21 protein-coding genes are annotated in these 22,797 nt (G+C 40.4%); 20 read left to right on the forward strand and 1 reads right to left on the reverse strand.

Annotated features, from left to right (window positions below):
• Window positions 1-13: 13 nt before the first annotated feature.
• From citC to rbfA, 15 genes are all read left to right on the forward strand, one after another.
• A complete protein-coding gene (citC, locus tag J3U91_RS01815; RefSeq protein ID WP_002818221.1) occupies window positions 14-1,060 on the forward strand; it encodes a [citrate (pro-3S)-lyase] ligase in 1,047 nt (348 codons plus the stop codon).
• The gene (citD, locus tag J3U91_RS01820; RefSeq protein WP_002817844.1) at window positions 1,050-1,343 is read left to right on the forward strand and encodes a citrate lyase acyl carrier protein; all 294 of its coding nucleotides are present in this window, start codon (window positions 1,050-1,052) and stop codon (window positions 1,341-1,343) included. The genes citC and citD overlap by 11 nt, the downstream gene beginning before the upstream one ends.
• Complete coding sequence (gene citE / locus J3U91_RS01825) at window positions 1,343-2,257, forward strand: citrate (pro-3S)-lyase subunit beta (RefSeq protein WP_002818222.1); 915 nt, start codon at window positions 1,343-1,345, stop codon at window positions 2,255-2,257. Before citD ends, citE begins: the two co-directional genes overlap by 1 nt.
• Window positions 2,247-3,785: a citrate lyase subunit alpha gene (citF, locus tag J3U91_RS01830; protein WP_002818223.1), complete on the forward strand. Its 1,539-nt coding sequence runs from the start codon at window positions 2,247-2,249 to the stop codon at window positions 3,783-3,785. The genes citE and citF overlap by 11 nt, the downstream gene beginning before the upstream one ends.
• A gap of 49 nt (window positions 3,786-3,834) precedes the next feature.
• Window positions 3,835-4,386 (forward strand): citrate lyase holo-[acyl-carrier protein] synthase, encoded by a 552-nt coding sequence (gene citX, locus J3U91_RS01835; RefSeq protein WP_002818224.1) that lies wholly within the window; start codon window positions 3,835-3,837, stop codon window positions 4,384-4,386.
• Complete coding sequence (locus J3U91_RS01840) at window positions 4,383-5,207, forward strand: triphosphoribosyl-dephospho-CoA synthase (protein ID WP_002818225.1); 825 nt, start codon at window positions 4,383-4,385, stop codon at window positions 5,205-5,207. Before citX ends, J3U91_RS01840 begins: the two co-directional genes overlap by 4 nt.
• Window positions 5,208-5,231: 24 nt before the next feature.
• On the forward strand, window positions 5,232-7,478 hold the full coding sequence (pcrA, locus tag J3U91_RS01845) for a DNA helicase PcrA (protein ID WP_002818226.1): 2,247 nt from the start codon (window positions 5,232-5,234) through the stop codon (window positions 7,476-7,478).
• Window positions 7,479-7,480: 2 nt separating this feature from the next.
• Window positions 7,481-9,535: an NAD-dependent DNA ligase LigA gene (gene ligA, locus J3U91_RS01850; RefSeq protein WP_002818227.1), complete on the forward strand. Its 2,055-nt coding sequence runs from the start codon at window positions 7,481-7,483 to the stop codon at window positions 9,533-9,535.
• Complete coding sequence (locus J3U91_RS01855; RefSeq protein WP_080003789.1) at window positions 9,522-10,688, forward strand: CamS family sex pheromone protein; 1,167 nt, start codon at window positions 9,522-9,524, stop codon at window positions 10,686-10,688. Before ligA ends, J3U91_RS01855 begins: the two co-directional genes overlap by 14 nt.
• A gap of 102 nt (window positions 10,689-10,790) precedes the next feature.
• The gene (locus J3U91_RS01860) at window positions 10,791-11,261 is read left to right on the forward strand and encodes a ribosome maturation factor RimP (RefSeq protein WP_002817836.1); all 471 of its coding nucleotides are present in this window, start codon (window positions 10,791-10,793) and stop codon (window positions 11,259-11,261) included.
• Window positions 11,262-11,263: 2 nt separating this feature from the next.
• Entirely contained in the window at window positions 11,264-12,685 is a 1,422-nt protein-coding gene (gene nusA / locus J3U91_RS01865) for a transcription termination factor NusA (protein WP_002818229.1), read from the forward strand.
• 6 nt (window positions 12,686-12,691) lie between these two features.
• Window positions 12,692-13,033, forward strand: coding sequence for an RNase P modulator RnpM (gene rnpM, locus J3U91_RS01870; RefSeq protein ID WP_002817834.1), 342 nt, complete (start codon window positions 12,692-12,694; stop codon window positions 13,031-13,033).
• 10 nt (window positions 13,034-13,043) lie between these two features.
• On the forward strand, window positions 13,044-13,319 hold the full coding sequence (locus tag J3U91_RS01875) for a L7Ae/L30e/S12e/Gadd45 family ribosomal protein (RefSeq protein ID WP_002818230.1): 276 nt from the start codon (window positions 13,044-13,046) through the stop codon (window positions 13,317-13,319).
• Window positions 13,316-15,805: a translation initiation factor IF-2 gene (infB, locus tag J3U91_RS01880; RefSeq protein WP_002818231.1), complete on the forward strand. Its 2,490-nt coding sequence runs from the start codon at window positions 13,316-13,318 to the stop codon at window positions 15,803-15,805. The genes J3U91_RS01875 and infB overlap by 4 nt, the downstream gene beginning before the upstream one ends.
• Window positions 15,798-16,163, forward strand: a complete 366-nt coding sequence (gene rbfA, locus J3U91_RS01885) for a 30S ribosome-binding factor RbfA (protein ID WP_002818232.1) — start codon at window positions 15,798-15,800, stop codon at window positions 16,161-16,163. Before infB ends, rbfA begins: the two co-directional genes overlap by 8 nt.
• A 57-nt stretch (window positions 16,164-16,220) precedes the next feature.
• On the opposite strand, the gene J3U91_RS01890 is transcribed toward rbfA, so the two are convergent.
• Entirely contained in the window at window positions 16,221-17,504 is a 1,284-nt protein-coding gene (locus J3U91_RS01890) for an LCP family protein (RefSeq protein WP_002818234.1), read from the reverse strand.
• A gap of 73 nt (window positions 17,505-17,577) precedes the next feature.
• Here J3U91_RS01890 and J3U91_RS01895 point away from each other — a divergent pair, with 73 nt between their 5' ends.
• The 5 genes from J3U91_RS01895 (at window position 17,578) to serS (ending at window position 22,625) form a co-directional block, all read left to right on the forward strand.
• Window positions 17,578-18,246, forward strand: coding sequence for a phosphatase PAP2 family protein (locus J3U91_RS01895; RefSeq protein WP_002818236.1), 669 nt, complete (start codon window positions 17,578-17,580; stop codon window positions 18,244-18,246).
• Between the two features lie 120 nt (window positions 18,247-18,366).
• Entirely contained in the window at window positions 18,367-19,011 is a 645-nt protein-coding gene (locus tag J3U91_RS01900; RefSeq protein ID WP_002818238.1) for a deoxynucleoside kinase, read from the forward strand.
• Window positions 19,012-19,096: 85 nt separating this feature from the next.
• On the forward strand, window positions 19,097-20,554 hold the full coding sequence (locus tag J3U91_RS01905; RefSeq protein WP_002817826.1) for an ABC transporter permease: 1,458 nt from the start codon (window positions 19,097-19,099) through the stop codon (window positions 20,552-20,554).
• 10 nt (window positions 20,555-20,564) lie between these two features.
• Window positions 20,565-21,263, forward strand: coding sequence for an ABC transporter ATP-binding protein (locus J3U91_RS01910; RefSeq protein ID WP_002817825.1), 699 nt, complete (start codon window positions 20,565-20,567; stop codon window positions 21,261-21,263).
• 42 nt (window positions 21,264-21,305) lie between these two features.
• Window positions 21,306-22,625 (forward strand): serine--tRNA ligase, encoded by a 1,320-nt coding sequence (gene serS, locus J3U91_RS01915; protein WP_002818240.1) that lies wholly within the window; start codon window positions 21,306-21,308, stop codon window positions 22,623-22,625.
• Window positions 22,626-22,797: the final 172 nt, after the last annotated feature.

Genomic DNA, 22,797 nt, shown 5'->3' on the forward strand with positions numbered 1-22,797 from the left:
CATGGGAGGCAATATGCAAATCAAAAATTTATCATTAAAAAACAAAAAGGATTTGCAAATTTGGAAGGAATTTTTAACCGAACATGGTATCAGCAATTTTAGTTCGGCGGAAGTTTTCAAGATAGACGAAACAATTGCTTTGTTTGAAGACCAGCGAATAGTGGCTACCGGTTCTTTAGCCGGAAATGTTTTAAAATACATTGCCGTTGAAAGCGAAGGCTCCGGTTCGGAATTTAATAGTGTTATTTCTCAATTAACCAATTTGGCTGCCGGAAAAGGTATATTCCACCTCTTTGTTTTCACGAAAGCGAAATATTCCAAATCGTTTCAGTTTATCGGTTTCAAAGAGCTGGCTAAATCAGATAACGCCGCCTTACTGGAAAGCGGAGATTATTTGATTGGTGACTATCTAGCCGAACTTCCGCGGGTCGCCAACCAAGAAGAAAAGAAAATTGCCGGAATTGTTATGAATGCCAATCCCTTTACCAAAGGTCATCGCTATTTAGTTGAAAAAGCTGCTTCGGAAAATGATTACGTGTATGTTTTTGTTGTCAGCACCGATGCTTCTTTGTTTAACAGCAAAGAACGTTTGCAACTGGTTAAAGAGGGAACCGCTGATTTAAAAAATGTTTTCGTTGTTTCCGGCGGTGATTATATGGTTAGCTATGCTACTTTTCCTGCATATTTTCTGACCTCTGATCAAACGGTGATTGAATATCAAACAACCCTCGATGCTTTGATATTCAAAAATCAAATTGCGCCTGTTTTAAATATTCAGACCCGTTTTCTTGGGGAAGAACCTTTTTCGAAAACAACCGGAATTTATAATCGGATTCTTGAAAAAGTTTTACCGCCGAGTGTGTCGGTTAAAATTATTCCGCGGGCAAAAACCCAATCCGAAACGATTATCACTGCGACCGAGGTCCGACAGCTAATTGCTAAAAATAATTTAGTCCCGTTAAAACAGTTCCTACCTTTTACAACGATTAAATACGTGGAAGAACATAAAACCGAACTGCAATCGAGAATTAAGAAAGGAATCAATATCAATGGAAATTAAAAAAACTGCATTAGCAGGAACAACTGAATCGTCTGATATTCAAATTACTTTGAGCAAAGGTAATGATGGCATTGATGTCGATTTAACTTCTGATGTAAAAAAACAATTTGGCGATCAGATTGTCAAGGTTATTACCGATACTTTAAACAAGTTTCAAATCACCAATGCGAAAGTCAGAGCTGTCGACAAAGGCGCACTCGATTGTGTTATAAAGGCAAGAACTATTACAGCGGCTTCCCGAGCCTTGAATCAGGAAGATCAAATTAATTGGGAGGTGCTTTGATGGCTGCAGCTGATGAACGTTTACGCCGCACGATGATGTTTGTTCCGGGCAATAATCCGGCAATGTTAAAGGACGCCGGAATTTACGGAGCTGACTCGATTATGTTCGACCTGGAAGATGCCGTTTCTTTGAGCGAAAAAGATGCAGCAAGAATTCTTGTCTTCAATGCTTTGACAACTCAGGACTATGGTGATGCTGAATTGGTCGTTCGTGTTAACGGACTTGATACGCCTTTTTTCAAAAATGATGTTTATGCGATGGTTAAAGCCGGCGTCGATGTTATTCGTTTGCCTAAGACAGAATCAGCTGAGATGATGCGGCAACTGGAATCGGTAATTGAAGAGGCGGAAAAAAAGTTTTCGATTGAAGTCGGTACAACGCATATGATGGCAGCAATCGAATCTGCCAAAGGAGTTTTAAATGCTCCGGAAATTGCAGCCGCTTCTGATCGAATGATTGGAATTGCTCTTTCTGCCGAAGACTATACGACAGATATGAAAACTCATCGTTATCCGGATGGAGCTGAATTGGAGTTTGCTCGCAACATGGTTTTGCACGCGGCGCGTGCAGCTGGAATTGCAGCTTTTGATACGGTCTTTACAAACATGAATGATACTGAAGGCTTTATTAGCGAGACCCAGTATATTCATCAACTTGGATTTGATGGAAAATCCTTGGTTAATCCACGACAAATTCCACTTGTCAATCAAGTTTACGCACCAAGTGAATCCGAAATAGAAAAAGCCGAAGACGTTATCAATGCGATTGAAGAAGCCAAGGCAAAAGGTTCAGGAGTTATTTCTTTGAATGGACAAATGGTCGATCGCCCGGTAGTCTTACGGGCCCAGCGAGTTATGAAATTAGCTAAGGCCAGTCACTTAATTGATCAGGAGGGTAATTACATTGAAAAATAGAGTTGGTCGTGAAATACCTGATGATATTTTAAAAGACAAAAATTATAAAGCATTCGAGACGACTGAGATTGGTCATCCTGATAAACAACGGATTGCGCCGATTGTAACGGTTACAAATGGTGACAACAAAGTTGTTAATTCAATTAAAGAAATTGTCGAGAAACTCGTTAAAGATGGCATGACGATTTCTTTTCATCACCATTTGCGTGAGGGCGATCAGATTTTTAACGATGTGATGCAGGCAATTATCGATCTTGGAATTAAAGACCTGACCCTTGCTCCTTCTTCATTGACTAATGTCATGAATGACATGGTTGTTAAGGCGATTAAAAGCGGAACAATTACCAATATAACTTCTTCGGGAATGCGTGGTTCTTTAGGGGACGCTGTTTCTCACGGACTTTTGAAAAATCCGGTTGTTTTTCGTTCACACGGTAATCGCGCGCGGGCAATTGAAGAAGGAAAAATTAAGATAGATGTGGCTTTTCTCGGAGTACCAAATTCCGATGAAGTTGGAAATGCCAATGGAATGGAAGGGGATGCTGCTTTTGGTTCTCTCGGATATGCTTTGATGGATGCCCAATACGCTAGAAGAGTCGTTCTTTTAACTGATAATCTTGTTCCTTATCCAAATACACCGGCTTCGATAAAACAGACTCAGGTTGATTATGTTGTTAAAGTTGCTAAAGTTGGCGATCCAGACAGAATCGGTTCCGGTGCTACCCGTTTTACCAAGGATCCAAAAGAACTTAAAATTGCTCAAATGGTCAACGAGGTTATTACTCATTCTCCTTATTTCAAAGATGGATTCTCCTTTCAAACTGGATCCGGCGGAGCTGCTTTAGCTGTCACTCGTTATCTTCGCCAAGCAATGCTGGATAATAAAATTAAGGCCAGTTTCGCTTTAGGCGGAATCACTAAACCAACAGTTGATTTGTTGGAAGAAGGTCTTGTCAACAAAATTATGGATGTTCAGGATTTCGATAAAGGGGCTGCCGATTCGATGAAAAACAACCGCAAGCAGCAGGAAATCGACGCATCTTGGTACGCTGATCCGGATAATAAGGCTGCAATGGTTGACCAATTGGATGTTGTAATTTTGTCGGCCTTGGAAATCGATACTAAATTCAACGTTAATGTTATGACCGGTTCCGATGGCGTTATTCGTGGCGCGATTGGTGGCCACCAGGATGCAGCAACTGCTAAATTGACAATTATTTCGGCGCCACTGGTTCGTGGAAGAATTGCGACAGTTGTTCCGGATGTGACAACAATAGTAACTCCGGGGGACTCGATTGATGTTCTGGTCACTGAAGTTGGAATTGCGATTAATCCAAAACGCCATGATTTGCTGGAAACTTTGTCAAACATTCCTGGTGTTCCGGTTTATACGATTGAAGAGTTGCAACAAAAAGCCCAACAAATCGTCGGCAAACCGAAAGCCTTGGAATTTACCGATAAAACAGTTGCTTTGATCGAGTATCGTGACGGCAGCTTGATTGATGTCGTTAAGCAGGTCAAAGATTGATTTGTTAAAACACGAGTTGCAAAACCCGTGTTTTTAATTGGAATAAAATATGATTATGGAAAATATCTTTTCAAGTGGAGAAAAGCAGCAAATAGCCGATGTCTTAGCTAATAAAGACGATCGGGCTGCTCTGCAAAAACAAATTTTAGAAAAACATCCCGAAGACTGTTTATTGGCCGTTAAATTGAATATTCCGGGACCGATTAAGAATAATAGCCGGTTAAAAAGTTTATTTGAAAAAGGAATCGACCAATTGGAAAAAGAATTAAAATTGTCCAATTTTAAAATTATTGCTGTAAAAAGCTGGGACAAAGGGACTGGATGCGAGAATTTTTATTTAATTAAAAACACAGCCGCCAATGTAAAGAAAACAGCTGTCTCATTCGAGGATAAAAACGATCTTGGCCGTTTATTCGATGCTGATGTTTTGACGAATAAGAAAGGAATAATTTCCTCGCTTTCTCGCAAACAGCTAAAACAAAACGGCAGAAAATGCTTGATTTGTCAACGCTCGGCTAAAGAATGCGCTCGTTCCCGCCGTCACACCATCAAAGAACTCCAAGACAGAATTTCGGAAATTTACGAAGAAAGCTTTCAATGATTGAAAATTATCTACAAGCCGCATTAAAGGCCCTTATATATGAGGTCTCGGTTTTTCCGAAACCGGGCTTGGTTGATCCTTTGGACAATTCAACTCATCCCGACATGACGGTTTTTACTTTTATTGATTCTTCCTTTAGCCTGGAAAAATATTTTTTAGAAGTCTCTAAAACAGCAGCTCAATTCCGTGGAAAAGATTTGAGAGATTTATTTTATCAAATTCGTCCCTTGGGTATTCAAGCCGAAAAAGATATGTATACCGCTACCAAAGGGGTCAATACCCATAAAGGGGCCATTTTTTCGCTTGGAATCGTGCTTGCCGCCAGTGTTTATTCCAAGTCTCTAAAAACGGAAAATATTTTGACTGTTGTTAAGAAAATGATGAAGGGAATTGTCACTCGCGATCTGGAAAATAAAAAGAATTTTCAAACAGCTGGAGAAATTCAATTTGAAAAATATCGGCTAACTGGTATCCGTGGACAGGCCGAAGCTGGTTTTCCGATTGTTAGTTGTTTTGCGCTGCCTTTTTTTAACAAAAGAAAAGGATCTCTAAACGACAGACTACTTGACACGCTTTTATTGATTGCCCGGCATAATCCAGACAGCAACTTGATCAAACGAGCCGGAAATCCTGATGTGATCGAAAAAGTCAACTCGCAGATTGATGAATATTTTGATCTGGGAGGCAGCCAAAGCCAGGCAGGGAGGAAGCAACTTGAGAAAATCAATAATTACTTTAATCGATTCAATCTCAGTTTGGGTGGAGCGGCCGACATGCTTATTTTGACAATTTATTTTGCATTAATTGAGAAAAATATCTAAAAATTCAATGTTAGAATAGCTTGAGTGAATGATTTATTAACAGGTTTAAATGATAAACAAAAAGAAGCAGTTCTGACTACTGAAGGACCGCTATTAATTATGGCCGGGGCCGGCTCTGGCAAGACGCGTGTTCTGACTCATCGGGTGGCTTATTTAGTCAAAGAAAAGCACGTTGATCCCTGGTCGATTCTAGCGATTACTTTTACAAATAAAGCAGCCCGCGAAATGAAAGAGAGAATCGCCGGCTTGGTTGACGAAGAAGATGCGCGGTCTATTTGGGTGTCGACTTTTCATGCTTTGTCGGCTCGTATTTTGCGGCGCGATGTTGATAAAATCGGTTTTACGACCAGCTTTTCGATTCTTGATTCAAGTGGTCAGAGAACTTTAATGAAGCACGTACTAAACGATTTGAATTACGATTCAAATCAATACGATCCAAAATCGATTCTAGCCTCTATTTCTAATTTTAAAAATGCGCTTCAAACACCTAACGACGCAAAAACGGCCGCTAAGACGCCTTTTGACGAGGCAGTTTCCGAATCATATGATCTTTATGAACGCCGTTTGACCCAATCGCAATCAATGGATTTTGATGATTTGATTATGCGGACAATTCAGCTTTTCAAACAAGCTCCGGATGTTCTTCATTATTATCAGCATAAGTTTAAATATATTCACGTCGACGAGTATCAGGATACGAATGGCGCTCAATACAAACTGGTTGAAATGTTAGCGGCTGGCGACTTTGGATCTCGTAATTTAGCCGTTGTCGGTGATTCTGATCAGAGTATTTATGGTTGGCGTGGTGCCGATATGAATAATATCCTTAATTTCGAAAAGGATTTTCCTGGTGCAAAAACGGTTTTGTTGGAACAGAATTATCGTTCTACGAAACACATTTTAATGGCTGCCAATCAGGTTATCCAAAATAATATCGAACGCAAACCAAAGAACCTTTGGACTAATAATCAGGATGGAAATTTAATTCATTATTACCGTGCCCAATCCGAATCCGACGAGGCTCATTATGTATTAACTAAAATTCAGGCAGGCGTTAAAAAAGGACGCAGCCTAAATGATTTTGCGATTTTATTCCGGACAAACGCCCAGTCGCGTATTTTCGAACAGGTTTTTAATTCGAATAAGATTCAATACACAATGGTTGGCGGAACGCGTTTCTTTGAGAGAAAGGAAATTCAGGATATCGTTGCTTATTTGCAGCTAACCGCAAACCTTGATAACGACACTGCCTTTGAACGAATTGTTAATGAACCAAAACGTTCGATTGGAAGCAGTTCGATTGAAAAATTGCGCTCTTTTGCTGCTAAGAAGGGCCTTTCTTTGATGAAATCGATCGTTGTTTTGGATGACGAGAGCCGACTTTCAAAAAAAGCCCAGAGCAATTTTCGCAAATTTGCCCAAATGATTCAGGTTTTTTCCGACCAATCGCATTTTCTTTCTCTAACTGAGCTGGCAAATGAGATCTTTGACCAAACCGGTATTCGCGAGCAATACGTAAAAAAAGATGATTTGGAGTCTCAATCAAGAGTCGAAAACCTTGATGAGTTCTTATCACAAACCAAACAATTCGATCAGGATTATGACGAAGAAGCATCTGAAACAAATAATCCCTTAGTTGATTTCCTCGGTCAAACTGCTTTGGTCAGCGATCTGGACTCCTATGATGAAAGCGCCGGACAGGTTACTTTAATGACGGTTCACGCTGCCAAAGGTCTCGAGTTCCCGGTTGTCTTTATTGTTGGGCTCGAAGAAGGAATTTTCCCATCGGCCCGAGCAATGATGGAACGCGACGGCTTAGAAGAGGAACGCCGATTGGCATACGTAGCTATTACGCGTGCGCAGGAAGAATTGTATTTAACGAACGCTTTTGGTCGTCTATTATATGGGAGGGCTCAATCGAATAAACCATCAATGTTTCTTGATGAAATCGATGATTCCTTACTTGACAAAGAAAATCCTTCTTCGAGCCGAACGCAGACTTTATCCGATTACGATCGGCCGATGCCTTTTGATCGCAAATCCGAAACATCAAACCGCAAATATGATCAGGCTTTTGCTAAAACCTATCATGGCAACGGGGCTGAGAAAAAGGATTGGCAACTTGGTGATCAGGTTAAACACAAGACTTTTGGTATTGGAAGAATTGTTGCGATTGATAATGAAGGCAGTGATAAACTTTTAAAAATTGCCTTTGCTTCAAAAGGAATTAAGCAATTAATGGCTTCTTTTGCCCCGATTGAGAAAATATAATTATGAATCCAGCAGACCAGTTCACACCAATTGAAGATTTAACGTTCACACAAGCTCAGGCGGAAATCAGAGATCTTTCGGATGAATTAACCAAATGGGGACGCGAGTATTACGAAGAGGATAATCCAAGTGTCGAGGATTACGTTTATGACGCCCATTACGCCCGTCTGGTTGCTTTGGAAAAGGCTTATCCGAGTTTGGCCATGCCTGATTCGCCTACTCAACATGTTGCAGCTGGAAATCAGACGAAGAATGATTCCCGTGGTTTACAAAAGGTCGTTCACCCGGTTCCGATGCTGTCTTTGGGGGATGTTTTTTCGATTCAGGAATTGCTTGACTGGGACCTTGTGACAACGAAAAATGCCGGATCTCAACAGAAGTATAATCTTGAACTGAAAATTGATGGTTTGGCAATTTCTTTGAGATATGAAAACGGAAGACTTATTCAAGCTTCGACGCGTGGGGATGGTTCTATCGGCGAAAATGTGACCGATAACGTTAAAACGATTACCGAGATCCCAAAAGTATTAAATGAGCCGCTAACGATTGAGGTTCGCGGAGAAATTTACATGCGTAAAGAAGCTTTTGCTGATTTGAATCGGCAGCGCGACGAAGAAGGAAAAACAATTTTTGCCAATCCAAGAAATGCAGCCGCCGGCAGCCTGCGTCAATTAGACCCAAAAATTACTGCCAAAAGGCATCTTTCCTCCTTTATTTATTACACGGCACAAAATGATGTTTTGGGCGTCAACACCCAGTCGGATGTTTTGGAACGTTTCCGACAGTTGGGTTTTCCAGTTAATTCCAGTAATAAAGTAATCGATAGGATGACCGAAGTTAAAGATTATATCGATGAATACACGATTAAAAGAGACAACTTGCCTTATGGAATCGACGGAGTCGTTGTTAAAGTAAATGATCTTGATGTGGAAAACGAGTTGGGCAATACAGTCAAAATACCACGTTGGTCGATTGCTTATAAATTTCCTCCGGAAGAAGCTTTGACAGTTGTTCGCGACATCACTTGGACGGTCGGTCGAACCGGAGTTGTCACGCCAACAGCTATTATGGACCCTGTCTTTCTTGCTGGTACGAAAGTTAAAAGGGCAAGTTTGCATAATCCTGATTATTTGCAGGAAAAGGATGTTCGAATCGGCGACACGGTAACTTTACATAAAGCCGGTGATATTATCCCGGAAGTTGGGCAGGTCATCTTAAAAAAGCGGCCTGCTGATGCTCAAGCTTATCCAATTCCGGTTTACTGCCCTTCTTGTAAATCCAAACTTGTCCATGTCCAGGGCGAAGTGGCTCTTCGCTGCATTAATCCTGAATGTCCAGCCCAAATTAAAGAAGGATTGATTCACTTTGCTTCAAGAAATGCGATGAATATTGATGGATTAGGTCCTCGGGTTGTCGAACAGCTTTTATCCAAAAATCTGATTAGGAAAATTTCTGATTTATATGCCTTAACAGAAAGTCAATTAACGACTTTGGATAAATTTGCCGATTTATCATCAAAAAATTTGATTCAGGCAATTGATCGTTCACGCCAAAATTCAGTTGAACGTTTAATAACGGCCTTGGGCATTCGCGGGGTTGGTGCTAAGGCTGCCAAAGTGCTCGCGGCGCATTTTAAGAATCTTCGTAATCTACAAAATGCCGGAGCAGAGGAGATTGCCGAAATTGACGGTGTTGGTCAGGTAATGGCCGATGCAATTAGACAGTATTTCAATAGCGAATCGGTTGCCAGCTTAATTAACGAATTGGAAAATTTTCAAGTAAATTTTGATTATTTGACGACAAGTACGGTTGACGAAAAAAATTACTTTTTCAATAAAAGAATCGTTTTAACCGGCAAACTTATTCATTGGACACGACCACAAATGCAGGCTTGGCTTGAAGAACATGGCGCCAATGTTTCTTCATCCGTTTCTTCAAAAACAGATCTTTTAATTGCAGGAAGCGATGTAGGTAGTAAACTAGAAAGAGCGAATAAATTAGGAATAAAAGTGATTAACGAACAGGATTTCATTAATTTAAGCAATGCTAAAAAATAGGCGTAGATTAACAATTACACAGTTTTTAATTCTTCTCTTCGTACTTCTTGTAGTAGTCGTCGGAGTATTGTATTTCTTTAATAACAATCAGAACTCGACGAGCAGCAGCAGCTCCAGCAGCAGCGCTATTCAAGTCATTAATGCCAATAATAATCAGGGGGAGTATAAAACCGTCGTCAAAAACGGCAGTTACGTAACTTCGGCTGCCAGAGGAATCGCTGTTACGACCGAAGATGGGCTTAACGCTCAGTCGTTCGAACAGGCAATCAATGAACTTTCAAAAAAGTTTTTCTCGACAAAGAAATACATTTTCCAAGAGGGCCAGTATCTTTCCGCTACAACTCTTAATGATTGGCTGGATCGCTATTCGAGCAGCAATAAGCTCGGTTTGAATCCGGTTAATAATGGCAAGACCGACAATAGTCGAAATCCGGAATATCTTCAATCAATCGAAGAAAACGACTTTATGACCGAAGGCAGCGGTTCCAATCTTAATCTTGCCGGTATGACAATCGGAATCGCTATGAATCGGACTGATAGTTATACAAAAACTACAGGCGGAACAACATATACTCAAAGCATTTCCAAAGCAGAGATGGTCGCTCAAGGAAAAACGATAGCTAGCAAAGTACTGGCGCGTTTGCGGGCCAATAAAAAAATTGGCAATAATGTTCCTATTTTGATCGTGATGTATCAAAATGCTTCCAGCTCTTCTTTGGTTGGTGGCGTTCCCTACGCTTACTATATGTCAAAGTCCGGCAGCAAAATCAGCACATGGCATAATCTTGATTACCAGAATCTTATCTTCCCTGAGCAAAGTACAACGACCGGCAGCGTCGGCAGTCAAGACAATACTAATTTTGTTAATTTTGAAGACGATATCGAAGGATTTTTCCCAACTATTTCTTCGGCCACTGCTCAAGCCCGTTACGAGGATAAAACTTTAACAGGAATGAAAATTACCGTTAATACCAGTTTTTACTCGGTTTCTGAAATTAAAGCATTTTCAACTTATATTTCTGAGGTTGGGCCGAAATACTTTACTAAAGATATTCCGATCACGATTTCTGTTTATGCTTCGAACCAATTATTAGCTGTCTTGAGTCGCAGCAGCGGAAGTAACTTTAAGGTTACTTACTTGTACAGTTATTGATATACAGTCTTTTTCGGGTTATAATTAAATTAACTTGATTTACTGAAGTAAATGAGTTGGTGTTTGCCAGCTCATTTTTTATGGGTCAAGTAAAAAAAGATAATGAATTTAAAACAAATTGATACAATCAAAGAAAAAATTCAGCCGATCCTTTCGGAAAAGCATCTTTTGCTTTGGGATCTTTCTTTCTTTGGCGGTAGTCCGGCTGTCTTGACTATTTTAATTGACGGGCAGGATCACCAGGCAATTCGAATGAACCAAATTTCCGAGGTAACTTCTTTGATCAGTGACGCACTTGATAAGGTCGAACCGGATCCGTTTCCAGATCGATACAATCTTGATATTTCATCACCGGGAATCGATCGTTCGATTAAAACTGATGAGCATCTTGATTGGGCACTTGGCCAGCCGATCAAGTTGAATTTGTTTGAAAAAATCGATGGCAGCAAATCAGCCGAAGGTATTTTAAAATCCTTTTCTGATTTGGAGATTAGCTTGGAAGTTTCACCAGCGGAAGTTAAGAATTTTCCAAGAGAAAAAATCTCAAAAATTTCGTTAAATCAGGAGGCATAGATATGGCATCAGATTACAGAAGAGAGTTGTTTTCTGCGTTACAGGCATTACAAGCTGAGAAAGGCATCAGCCAGGAAGATGCAATTACGTCTTTAAAAGATACTTTAGTGACTGCTTATAAGAAGAATTTTGAAGGGGAAACCAATGTCGAAGTTGATGTCGATCCTGAAAAACAGGAGTTTAATCTTTTACAAATTAAAGAGGTCATTCCTGATGGAGATATGATTGACCCCTATTCGGAAATTTATTTGAAAGATGCACGAGAGATTAATTCTGCATACGAAGCCGGTGATCAGATCAAATTCGAAATTAATCCGCGTGATTTTGGCCGTTTGGCTGCTCAATCAGGGAAAAATAAATCTACTCAAACAATTCGTGAAAAAGAAAAGGAGGCAATTCACGCTCGTTACGAAGGTTTCGAGCATGAAATTGTGTCTGCGAGGGTTGCTCGTGAAGACCAACGCTTTTTGTGGGTTACCATGCCTGATGGTCAAGAGGCGGCCATGGGAGACAAGGATCGTATACCTGGCGAAACCTACAAGACCGGTGATCCAATCAAAGTTTTGATTAATCGGGTCGAGGATTCTGCTACTCGCGGTCCACAGATCTACGTTTCTCGAACGAGTCCGGAATTAGTTAAACGTTTATTCGAACAGGAAGTTCCGGAAGTTTACGATGGCACTGTCGTGATTGAATCAATTGCCCGGGAAGCCGGTGATCGTTCGAAAGTGGCAGTTCGGACAACCGATTCCAACCTTGACCCCATTGGTACTCTGGTTGGGACTCGTGGTTCGCGTGTTCAGGCTGTTGTTAATGAATTGCATGGCGAGAACATGGATATTGTTGAATGGGTCGAAGACGAAGCACAGTATATCGCCAATGCTTTGAATCCGGCCGAGGTCGTCGACGTAATTTTCAGTCCGGATAACGATAATGAAGTTACTGTTATTGTGCCTGATTATCAGTTGAGTTTGGCTATTGGAAAACGTGGTCAGAATGCACGTTTGGCTGCCAAGCTAACTAAGTTTAAAATTGATATTAAATCAGAAACACAGGCGGAAAACGACCCACAGCTTCAGGCTATTCTCGAAGAATCCGCTAAATATGCAGAGGAAGAAGATCAATCGGACGAAACCGACGAAACGGATGAGGCTTTGGAAGACGAGACCGAATACGCCGACGCCAATGAATATTTTTCTGAAGGCGCTGATCAATCCGATGCATCAGAAGAGGAGAAAACTTCCGAGTCCGCTGAAGAAAGTAGTTCAGCCGAAGAAGATTCTTCAAAAGCAAAGGCTAAAATGACTGAAGCCGAAGTTAAAGAGGCTCAGGACGAATTTGCCGCTGCCCTAAAGAATGTTGATTTCGATGCTATTTTGGAAGAAAAAGAGGGCGACGACAACAAAAAGAGCGACGATAAATAATTATTTATGGCAAAAAAGAAGCGACAATTTAAAGCACGTAAAATACCGATGCGTAAAGATATAGTCAGTGGCCAAATGTTCCCAAAAAAGGATTTGATTCGAATTGTAAAGACCCCGTCTGGAGAATTAGAGTTGGATCCAACCGGTCGAGCAAATGGCCGCGGCGCCTATGTCAGCGTTGATGTTACACTAGCTAAGAAGGCAAAAATAGAGAAGTCTCTCGATTCTACCTTTGAAATGACTGTTGCCGATGTTTTTTATGATAAATTAATTGATTTTGTCAAGCACCAACAAGACAGGAAGGAACTTTTCAGCCACGAACAAATTATCAAAGCAGAAAATTCTTAATTATTTTGGCTTGGCAAAACGCGCTGGTTTCCTTGTCAGTGGACAGACAGTAGTCGAAAGGGCCATCAGAAAGCAAAAAATTTCGATGGTAATTATTGCTAATGATGCTAGCGAAAATACAAAAAAGGATTTTGAAGACTTAATCCGGGAAAGAATTACCATAGTTAATCAATTTTCAAGTACAGAGATCAGCCAAGCAATTGGGCAGACAAGAAAAATTCTTGGAATTAGTGATCCGGGAATTACAAAACAAATCAAAGAGTTATTAAAGGAGGTGACTTTATGACTGAAGAAGAAAAGAAACGGCGTCCGTTGGTACATCACATTAGAAAGCAATCGGCTTCTAAATCGGAATTGCCAGCCTCTCAAAGAAGGCATGCAGCTGGTCTTTCGAGCCGTGCTCAAGGAGAAAGGCATGGTGAAAAGACGCCAACTAATAACCAGGATTCTCGTCAACGCAGGCGAGTAAGTTTTGATTCCAATACAGGTCGTCCTGCACCCAAAGACCACAAACCGATTCATGCAGGAAGCGCAAGCGCGCCTGCTGGGTCCTCTTTGAATCAACCCCGGAAAACAACAAGCCAACGTCAACGGACGAATTCGAGAACCAGTAAAACAACTGTTGAACCGCTTCGCCGTGCTCACCCACATAATCCGTTACCAAATCAGCATCCGGTAACCAATCAAAGGAATAACCGTCGAAACAATAATCGTACGGCTGGCGGGCAGTCCTCGAATAATAGGAACAATAACAATCACAAAACAAATGCATCGCAAAATGGTACAGGACGTTTTGGTGGCGCATTAGCATCCGGGAATAATTCTGCTCGTAATAATACTCGTCGTCGCAATCAAACAACGACAGCTCCAGGTACTCATTTTGTTAGTGGCCCGGCTCGTGGTATCCGTCGCAAGTCGGGACCCAAAGGGTCCAAGAAAGCTCAGCGTATTGCAGCAGCAGCAGTTTCCAAGAATCGTCAAAACGAACGTAAGGAACAGCCGTTACCAAAGGTTCTGGAATATCGTTTGGGCATGAATGTTCAGGATATTGCCAAAATTATTCACCGTGATGTTACTGAAATTCTTAAGAAACTCTTCTTACTTGGCGTAGTTGTAAACCAAAATCAGAGTTTGGATGCCGACACGATTGAGTTACTAGCTGCTGATTATAATATTGAAGCAAAGCAAAAAGAAGAAGTCGATGTTTCTGATATTGATCGTTTCTTTGATAAGACCGACAATGATATCGATCAGAGCAAATTAGTATCGCGTGCCCCGATTGTTACCATTATGGGTCACGTTGATCATGGTAAGACAACTCTTTTGGATTATTTGCGTCACACTCATGTAACGGAAGGCGAAGCAGGTGGAATCACTCAACGTATTGGGGCTTATCAGGCTCGTTTGCATGATCGTCTGATTACTTTCCTTGATACACCTGGCCATGAAGCCTTTACAGAAATGCGTGCTCGTGGTGCGAACGTTACCGACATTACTATATTGGTTGTTGCAGCTGATGATGGAATTATGCCGCAAACAATCGAAGCTATTCATCATGCTCAGGCAGCGAAAACACCGATTATTGTCGCAATTAACAAGATTGATATTCCAGGTGTCGATCCGAATAACGTTATCAACGAACTCATGAAATATGATCTTGTTCCAGAAGAGTATGGCGGCAGTACGATTGAAGTACCGATTTCTGCTAAAACAGGTCAAAATGTTGATAAACTTTTGGAGATGATTTTACTTCAAGCTGATATGATGGACCTAAAATCAGACCCAACGGCCAAGTCTCGCGGATCTGTTATCGAAGCCCGTTTGGACAAGGGCCGTGGAGCTGTTGCGACATTGCTGATTCAGCAAGGAACACTGAAGACTGGCGATCCGATTGTCGTTGGAAATACTTTTGGTCGTGTTCGGACAATGAATGATGCATCTCACAAAAAACTTGATTCCGCTTTGCCAGCGACTCCGGTTGAAATTACCGGTTTGAATGAAGTTCCGCAGGCCGGTGATCATTTCGTTGTCATGGATTCTGAAAAAGATGCTCGCGAGGCTGGAGAGTCTAGAGCTAAGAAGGCAATGGAAGAAGAACGTAATAATGGGGCTGTTGTGACATTGGACACACTTTTCTCAACAATGGCCAAGCGGGATATGAAGACAGTTTCCTTAATCGTTAAAGCTGATGTTCAAGGATCGGTTGAAGCTCTCTCTGCATCTCTAAAGAAAATCAAGGTTGAAGGCGTTCGAGTTGACATACTCCATGCAGCCGTTGGTGCGATTAATGAGTCTGATATTAACCTTGCCGAAGCTTCTGGCGCGATTATTATCGGCTTTAATGTTCGTCCGGTTGGCCAAGCTAAGACTGATGCCGAGCAAAAACATGTCGATGTCCGACTTTATAACGTTATTTACGATGCCATTAATGAAGTCGAAGCAGCCATGAAGGGCCAACTGGAACCTGTTTATAAGGAGAAGACTCTGGGAACTGTTTCAGTACGTGAATTATTCCATTTCTCCAAAATTGGAACAATTGCCGGTGGCTTGGTTACCGATGGTATTATTACCAGTGATTCGAAAGTTCGTCTTGTTCGCGACGGCGTTGTTGTTTATGATGGACAACTGGGTTCTTTGAAACACGGAAAAGATGATGTCAAAGAGGTCAAGAAGGGCTTTGAACTTGGTTTGACAATCGCCAATTATAACGATGAAAAAGTCGGCGATGTCATTGAAGCTTATACGATGGAAGAGGTTAAGGCAAATGCCTAAACATGCTAAATCTGCACGTTTGCTACGCGTCGAAGGTACAATTCAACGTGAAATCAGTGAAATCCTCGTTAAAGAAGTTTCTGATCCCAGATTGAAGGATGTCACCATCACCGGTATTGACATGACACCTGATTTTTCAATTGCTTATGTTTACTGGACAATTTATTCCGATTTGGCAAGTTCCGGTGAAAAGGCCGACGCTGGTCTCCAAGCTGCTAAAGGTTTAATTAAACGCCAGCTGGCTAGGAAAATGACTACTTTTAAGATTCCTGACTTGATTTTCAAACGCGATACAGCGATCGAATATGGTGATCATATTGAACAACTTATTGCTAAATTAAATCATGAAAGCAAATAAAAACCTGTGTTTCTCACTGAAACGCAGGTTTTTTGTTTACCCAAATTTATTGTTAAATTATTGTCCGCCGGTATTATTGTTTGTTGTAGTCGTGTCTGTGGTGGGAGCTGTAGGTTGAACCGAAGATGACGAATAAGTTGTGGCGGGCGTTGTATAAGTTTGCTGTGTCGACGAACTATAAGTCGCTGTTGAATCATCGGTTTCTGTGGAACTATCATCGCCTATGACGAACCCGTTAGTAACTTTACTAGCATATAGTGGACCCGATTTAGCTTTTTTCAGGCCAAGGAATTTTCTAATTTTATTAGTGACACGTTGTTTTTCTTTACTGGCAACCACTTGGTAGGAAATTCCAGAATATTCATAATCAGTGCCTTGTACTGAATCGGATTTAATATTTTTCAGGGCCTTTCTGTAATTAGAAGCCAAGGTAACCATATCGTTGAAAGTCAAATCTGTTTTTCCCTGTTTGGAAATTGAATTCAAGAATTTTTTGTTAACAATTTGTGGAATTAAGGCGGTTGCTTTCTTTGCAATGGCTTCAAAGACCAAGCGTTGACGTAAAGTACGGCCGTAGTCTCCTAGCGGATCGTTATAACGCATTCTTGTGAAAGCCAGGGCAGCAGCCCCGTTCATGATGTTGGAAGTTTTTGTCAAAGTACTTCCATTTTTATAATACTTGTACTTCGTTGACCCTTTTGTGAAGGTGTATAAATTATTTCCATAATCATGAGCAGTATCTTCCGAAAAAGTGAAAGTTAAAGGAGATTTCACAGAAATCCCTCCAGCTTTATTGGTAATTTGTTCAAGCGCCTCCATGTTGACGATTCCATAAAAATCAATCGGAACGTTCAACCATTTTTCAACCGTTTTAATGGATGTTTCTGGATGGCCTTTTCCGTTTGCCGGATATTCATAGGCTGCGTTTATTTTTTGAGGGAAAGTATACTCATAGCCGGGAATCGAGACCATTGAATCACGTGGAATCGACATGAGCAGAGTTTTCTTGGTTTTTGGATTGATTATGACAAGGATCATCGAATCGGTTCTTCCGACCCAATTTCGACCTAATTCACCGGTATCGGTTCCCATGAGAAGTATTGAAACCGGTTTTCCTTTGCTTAAGACTGAATCGACATTACGTTCTTTCTTTATATTAGTTGAAACGAAAGTATTGGAATCGATCGCTCCTTTAATATTGTAATAGGCCACAAAAAAAATTACCCCGACTCCAACGAATAACAAACCGAAGACGGTAAGCACTATATTTCTGATTAAATGTTTGCTTTTACGGCCGGGACGACGTTCTTTTCCTGCTTTTGGTGATCTAAATTTTCGCATATAGTAACATTCTATCCAAAGTACTAATTTAATACATTAAAAAATATAGCTTTGTTACAATAGATTTTGAATTATGATAGTTGATCGGGATAAGGCGCGAAAACCGCTTATTTATATTTTTGCAGGGCTTTTTTTATTTGTAATCATTTTATCTTGGCTGTATTCGCCTTTACTTAATTTATTGGATGAATTTTTTACCGAGTTTCTTTCGGGCCGTAATAACGGCTTTCTTAAGGTTTTTTTCTGGATTGGAGCCAATTTGAGCCGACCTATTTTCAGTTTTTTGGTGACCCTTTTTTGTGCTTTCCTTCTATGGGGAAACAATTTTAAAATTCCGGCAGCTTGGTTTCTTTTTACGATGCTCGGTTCAATGCTGGCTGATTCGCTTTTGACTTTGTTGCTGCAGTTTCCGGCTCCCAGCGATAAGCCGGCATCGATCGGCCGGAGTTTTCCAAGTCTGGCTGTTTTGATGACTTTTTTGTTGATTCAATTTTTCTTTGTTATCGTTGTACCAGAGTTTAATAAACGGGCTAAAAAAGTTAAAAACAAAACGATCATTTTCATGATTCTTTGGCTGATATTGGTTTGTTTTGCTGTAATTGCTTGTCAATATAATACGATTATTGATGTTTTTTCTGCGCTTATATTTGGTTATGCCTGGTTCATGTTTTCCGAAGAGTTTTATTTTAGCTATGCACGAATATTTGTGAAATTAAATATTTTCAGGGGCAGTTGGATTTAAAAGGATGGAGTTGTCAAGTCGGATCAATTAGTTTTTTAAATATACTGAAAAATGTTTGACATTAGATTGGTATATTGTCAAATTAGATAAAGTAAAAAAGACAAGGGGATAATATAATTAATGATCGTTTTATCAGGAACAATTGGAGCTGGGAAAACCAGTTTAACGAATTTGCTTTCAAAACATTTAGGTAGCAAAGCGATTTATGAAAGTGTGAGTGACAACCCGATTCTGCCGCTTTTCTATGACGATCCTAAAAAGTACGCTTTTCTTTTGCAAATATATTTTCTGAATAAACGCCTGCAAAATATTAAAAATGCCCAAGAGAATAAATTGGACGTGATCGATCGTTCAATTTTCGAAGATGCTCTATTATTCCAATTGAACGCTGATCTTGGTCGTTCGACTCAGACTGAAGTCGATATTTATAAATCACTTTTAAGCAATATGATGGAAAAACTTGATGAGTTGCCATCAAAGGATCCTGATCTTTTGATTCATGTGCGGGTTTCTTTTGACAACATGCTGAGCAGGATTGAAAAACGCGGTCGTGATTTTGAACAGATTTCCGTTCATCCGGATCTGTACAAATACTATCAGGAACTTAATCGCCGTTATGCTGTTTGGTATGCCGCTTATGATCGCGGACCAAAAATGGAAATCGACGGTGATAAATATGATTTTGTTGAATCTAAAGACGCCGCTCAAGAGGTTCTGAACCAAATTGATGAAAGACTTTTTGATTTGGGAATCCTTGTCGGCTAATTTATCTTCAGGTTAATTTTCATTTAATATTTGTTTAAGCACACTTTAATTTTCAGAGAATAATCTGCAATGTAAAGGAGATTTCATGGATTATATCAAGCGTGCTTTTTTGTATCTTCGCCGAAAAATTGGGCGGAGTTTATTATTGACTCTGGTTATTACAGCGATTATGACTTTTGTTTTAGCTGGACTGATTATTCAAAATGCTGCTTTGACAGCTGTCAATAATAGCAAAGATTCAGTCGGTACAACAGTGGCCTTGTCCGCTAATCGACAAAAACTATTCAAGCAAAACCAAGGCTCAACTGGAACTTCGGGATTTAAGAGCACCAATCAGGCAATTATTACTCAAAAAACGGCTAATAAATTAGGTTCTTTGAGTAATGTTGCTGCTTATCAGATTACTGCCACAGCGAGCGTTAACGCTTCTTCTTTCACAGCAGTGAAAACCAGCAGTTCATCCAGCAGTAAGGGTGGTTTTTCTGGTATGCAAAGCACCGAAAGTGGTGATATTAGTATTTCCGGTGTTTCAACAACTGCGGCCGATTCAAACTTTAAGAACAAAAATTATGTAATTATCAAAGGCCGCGGAATCAAAGTATCTGATAAAAACACAAATAACGTTGTAATTGAAAAAACTCTTGCTTCGAATAACAAAATCAAGGTTGGCAAAACGATTAAGATTAAAAATTCGGATGGGGATGTCAAGACATTGAAAGTCGTTGGAATTTATCAGGCAAAAACCTCCAGTTCGGCCAGCTTGGCAACTACTGATCCGTCGAATACGATTTATTCCAGTTACACACTTGCTTCGAGTCTAGCTGGCGATGGCGGTAAAGTTTCTGCTGTTACTTATACTTTGACTGATTCCAGTAAGGAGAAAGCTTTTGTTAAAAAAGCCAAGAAATTAATTTCCAGCAAACTGCAATTAACAACTTCCGACGAAATTTATGAGCTTTTATCCAGTTCGGTCAAGTCGATTGAGAGTATTGCCTCAAAGATTGTTTGGATTGTTGCGATTGCTGGGATTGCTATTCTGAGTCTGATTTTGATTTTAATGATTCGTGAGCGTAAACATGAAATTGGTGTTCTGATGTCTCTTGGCGAGGCAAAGGGAAAAATAATCGGACAGATTTTCATCGAAACAATTTCAATTTTGATTATTTCTCTGTTTTTCGCCGGCATTTTCGGTAATTTATTCGGTAATGTAATCGGAAAACAATTGGTTAATCAGCAAACAACATCGACACAAAGTCTGAGCAGCGGAGCCGGTGCCCCGGGTGGTGGTGGCGCACCAGGCCAGGGAAATACAACCGGCAAAGGAACGACGCAGAAAACCGGTCGGCCTACTGCCGGCGGTACCAGCCAATTGAGTTCAACTCTGACGGGAAGTTCTCAACTTAATAAACTTTCAACTCATTTAACGATTGGTACTTTACTAAAGTTGGGAGCATTTGGATTAGTAATCGTCGGCATTGCGACTTTACTCGGTTCTATACCGATTTTGAGCTTAAAACCAAAAAGAATTCTAATTTCGGAATAAGGGAGCAATTATGACACTAGCAGTTCAAAAATTAACTCATTATTTTAATCATCCGGATGACTACTTATATAAGGATGTTAGTTTGAAGTTTGAATCATCGAAGTTTTATGCAATTGTCGGTGAATCGGGTTCCGGGAAAACAACTTTTGTGAGTTTTCTAGCCGGGCTTGATTCGCCGGTTGCCGGAACGATTAATTTCAACGGCAAGGACATCAGAAAAATCGGTTTGACCAAATATCGTAACCAAGATGTGACAATTATTTTTCAAGCCTATAATTTAATGACCTATATGTCAGCCTTGGAGAATGTTATGTCGGCTTTATCAATTACAAATTCCAAGCATGCCGGCGATAAACAATATGCGACTGATTTGCTGGCTTCAGTCGGTATCGATGGTGATTTGATAAATAAAAACGTTCAAAAATTATCCGGTGGCCAGCAACAGCGTGTTGCCATCATTCGTGCTTTGGCTGTTGATGCGCCGGTTGTTGTTGCCGATGAGCCAACCGGTAATTTAGATTCGCAAAATACGAAAGAAATTACGCAAATTTTTAAAAAAGTTGCTCATGATTCCAAGAAAACCGTAATCGTAATTACTCATGACCAAAAAGTAGCTAGCATGGCCGATGTTAAAATAGTTTTGGATGATCGCAAATTTACAGTTAAAAAACCTAGAAAGAGAGTTTCTAAATTAAGAAAAATAAGCTGATTTACCGGCTTTTTCTTCTTTGCCGAATGTATAATCGAATGTATGCTAGATATTAAATATTTACGGAATAATCGAGATGAAGCCAACCAACGTTTGATTGATCGCAATGTTGAAGATGGCGTGTTAGATAAATTATTAGCCGACGACGAGAAGCGTCGTTCTCTGATTCGCAAAGCCGAACAGTTGAAGGCGAAACGGAATCAGGTTTCCGATCAAATTGGGGCTGCCAAACGGGCTAAAGACAATTCAGCTGCTCAAAAAGCAATTAGTGATATGCAGACCGTTGCAGGTCAAATTAAAGATTTGGATAAGCAATTATCGGCAATTGAAGAGTCTGTTCATACCCAAGCTGCTCATCTGCCTAATTTGGCTGATCCGCGGGTGCCGGTTGGTCCGGACGATTCATATAATGTTGAACAAAGAAAGTGGCAACCAACCGATCTTCAGGGCCGTCCGGCCGCTTTTTCGAAAACACCAACATGGTTGAAAGCCCATTTTGAAATTGGCGAAGATCTTGGTATTTTGGATTTTCAACGAGGCGTAAAAGTATCCGGAGCGCGTTTTTTGTATTATGTCGGCGCCGGCGCCCGCTTGGAACGAGCTGTTTATAATTTCATGCTTGATGAACATCGCCGCGAAGGTTACACAGAATTGTTGACTCCGTACATGGTTACCAACGAATCGATGTATGCAACCGGCCAGTTTCCGAAATTTGTTGACGATGCCTACGAGGTTGGCAAAAATCAGTCGATGACAATGATTCCGACCGCTGAAGTCGCCTTGGTTAATTGGCGTCGCGATGAAGTTTTGGATGAATCGGAATTGCCCTTATATATCACTGCCTTGTCGCCGGCATTTCGTCAGGAAGCCGGGGCTGCCGGGAAAGATACGCGTGGTTTGATTCGCCTGCATCAGTTTAATAAAGTCGAAATGGTTAAATTTACCAAGCCAGAGGATTCATATAACGAATTGGAAAAAATGACTGTCGATGCAGAAAATATTTTGCAAAAACTGGAATTACCTTACCATGTAATTCGCCTTTCGACTGGGGACATGGGTTTTGGTTCTGCAATGACTTACGATTTGGAAGTTTGGTTTCCGACCCAGGATAAATATCGTGAAATTTCTTCTGTTTCTAATGATGAAGATTTTCAAGCGCGCCGTGGACACATTCAATATCGTGATTCAAAGACAGGCAAACTTCGTTTTGTTCATACTCTAAACGGTTCCGGTCTGGCTGTTGGCAGAACAGTTGCGGCTATTTTGGAGAATTATCAAAATGAAGATGGGACAATTACAATTCCCGAAGTTCTTCGTCCTTATTTCGGCGAAGACAAGATTAGCAAAGAAAATGCCAGGTAATTTCCAGTATTTTCAAACGTTTTTACTAAAATTATTTCCCTGAATTCTTTTATCTTTGTTTTATCTCTCTTTTATTTTCTTTTAATCTGTCAATTGAATAATTAAAACTGTTCCAAAGGACAAGTTGTTAAAAACAAATCCCGACGAACAACTCTCCAATAATAAAATATCC

Origin of the sequence: Oenococcus oeni (assembly GCF_020510245.1) — a bacterium.
GTDB lineage: Bacteria > Bacillota > Bacilli > Lactobacillales > Lactobacillaceae > Oenococcus > Oenococcus oeni.

Coding starts and splice junctions, on each gene's coding strand:
- J3U91_RS01910 (WP_002817825.1), top strand. CDS start 20,565: ATGACACTAGCAGTTCAAAAATTAACTCATTATTTTAATCATCCGGAT.
- serS (WP_002818240.1), top strand. CDS start 21,306: ATGCTAGATATTAAATATTTACGGAATAATCGAGATGAAGCCAACCAA.
- citC (WP_002818221.1), top strand. CDS start 14: ATGCAAATCAAAAATTTATCATTAAAAAACAAAAAGGATTTGCAAATT.
- J3U91_RS01900 (WP_002818238.1), top strand. CDS start 18,367: ATGATCGTTTTATCAGGAACAATTGGAGCTGGGAAAACCAGTTTAACG.
- citD (WP_002817844.1), top strand. CDS start 1,050: ATGGAAATTAAAAAAACTGCATTAGCAGGAACAACTGAATCGTCTGAT.
- nusA (WP_002818229.1), top strand. CDS start 11,264: ATGGCATCAGATTACAGAAGAGAGTTGTTTTCTGCGTTACAGGCATTA.
- citE (WP_002818222.1), top strand. CDS start 1,343: ATGGCTGCAGCTGATGAACGTTTACGCCGCACGATGATGTTTGTTCCG.
- citX (WP_002818224.1), top strand. CDS start 3,835: ATGATTATGGAAAATATCTTTTCAAGTGGAGAAAAGCAGCAAATAGCC.
- rbfA (WP_002818232.1), top strand. CDS start 15,798: ATGCCTAAACATGCTAAATCTGCACGTTTGCTACGCGTCGAAGGTACA.
- J3U91_RS01860 (WP_002817836.1), top strand. CDS start 10,791: ATGAATTTAAAACAAATTGATACAATCAAAGAAAAAATTCAGCCGATC.
- ligA (WP_002818227.1), top strand. CDS start 7,481: ATGAATCCAGCAGACCAGTTCACACCAATTGAAGATTTAACGTTCACA.
- J3U91_RS01840 (WP_002818225.1), top strand. CDS start 4,383: ATGATTGAAAATTATCTACAAGCCGCATTAAAGGCCCTTATATATGAG.
- J3U91_RS01855 (WP_080003789.1), top strand. CDS start 9,522: ATGCTAAAAAATAGGCGTAGATTAACAATTACACAGTTTTTAATTCTT.
- J3U91_RS01905 (WP_002817826.1), top strand. CDS start 19,097: ATGGATTATATCAAGCGTGCTTTTTTGTATCTTCGCCGAAAAATTGGG.
- rnpM (WP_002817834.1), top strand. CDS start 12,692: ATGGCAAAAAAGAAGCGACAATTTAAAGCACGTAAAATACCGATGCGT.
- J3U91_RS01890 (WP_002818234.1), bottom strand. CDS start 17,504: ATGCGAAAATTTAGATCACCAAAAGCAGGAAAAGAACGTCGTCCCGGC.
- infB (WP_002818231.1), top strand. CDS start 13,316: ATGACTGAAGAAGAAAAGAAACGGCGTCCGTTGGTACATCACATTAGA.
- J3U91_RS01895 (WP_002818236.1), top strand. CDS start 17,578: ATGATAGTTGATCGGGATAAGGCGCGAAAACCGCTTATTTATATTTTT.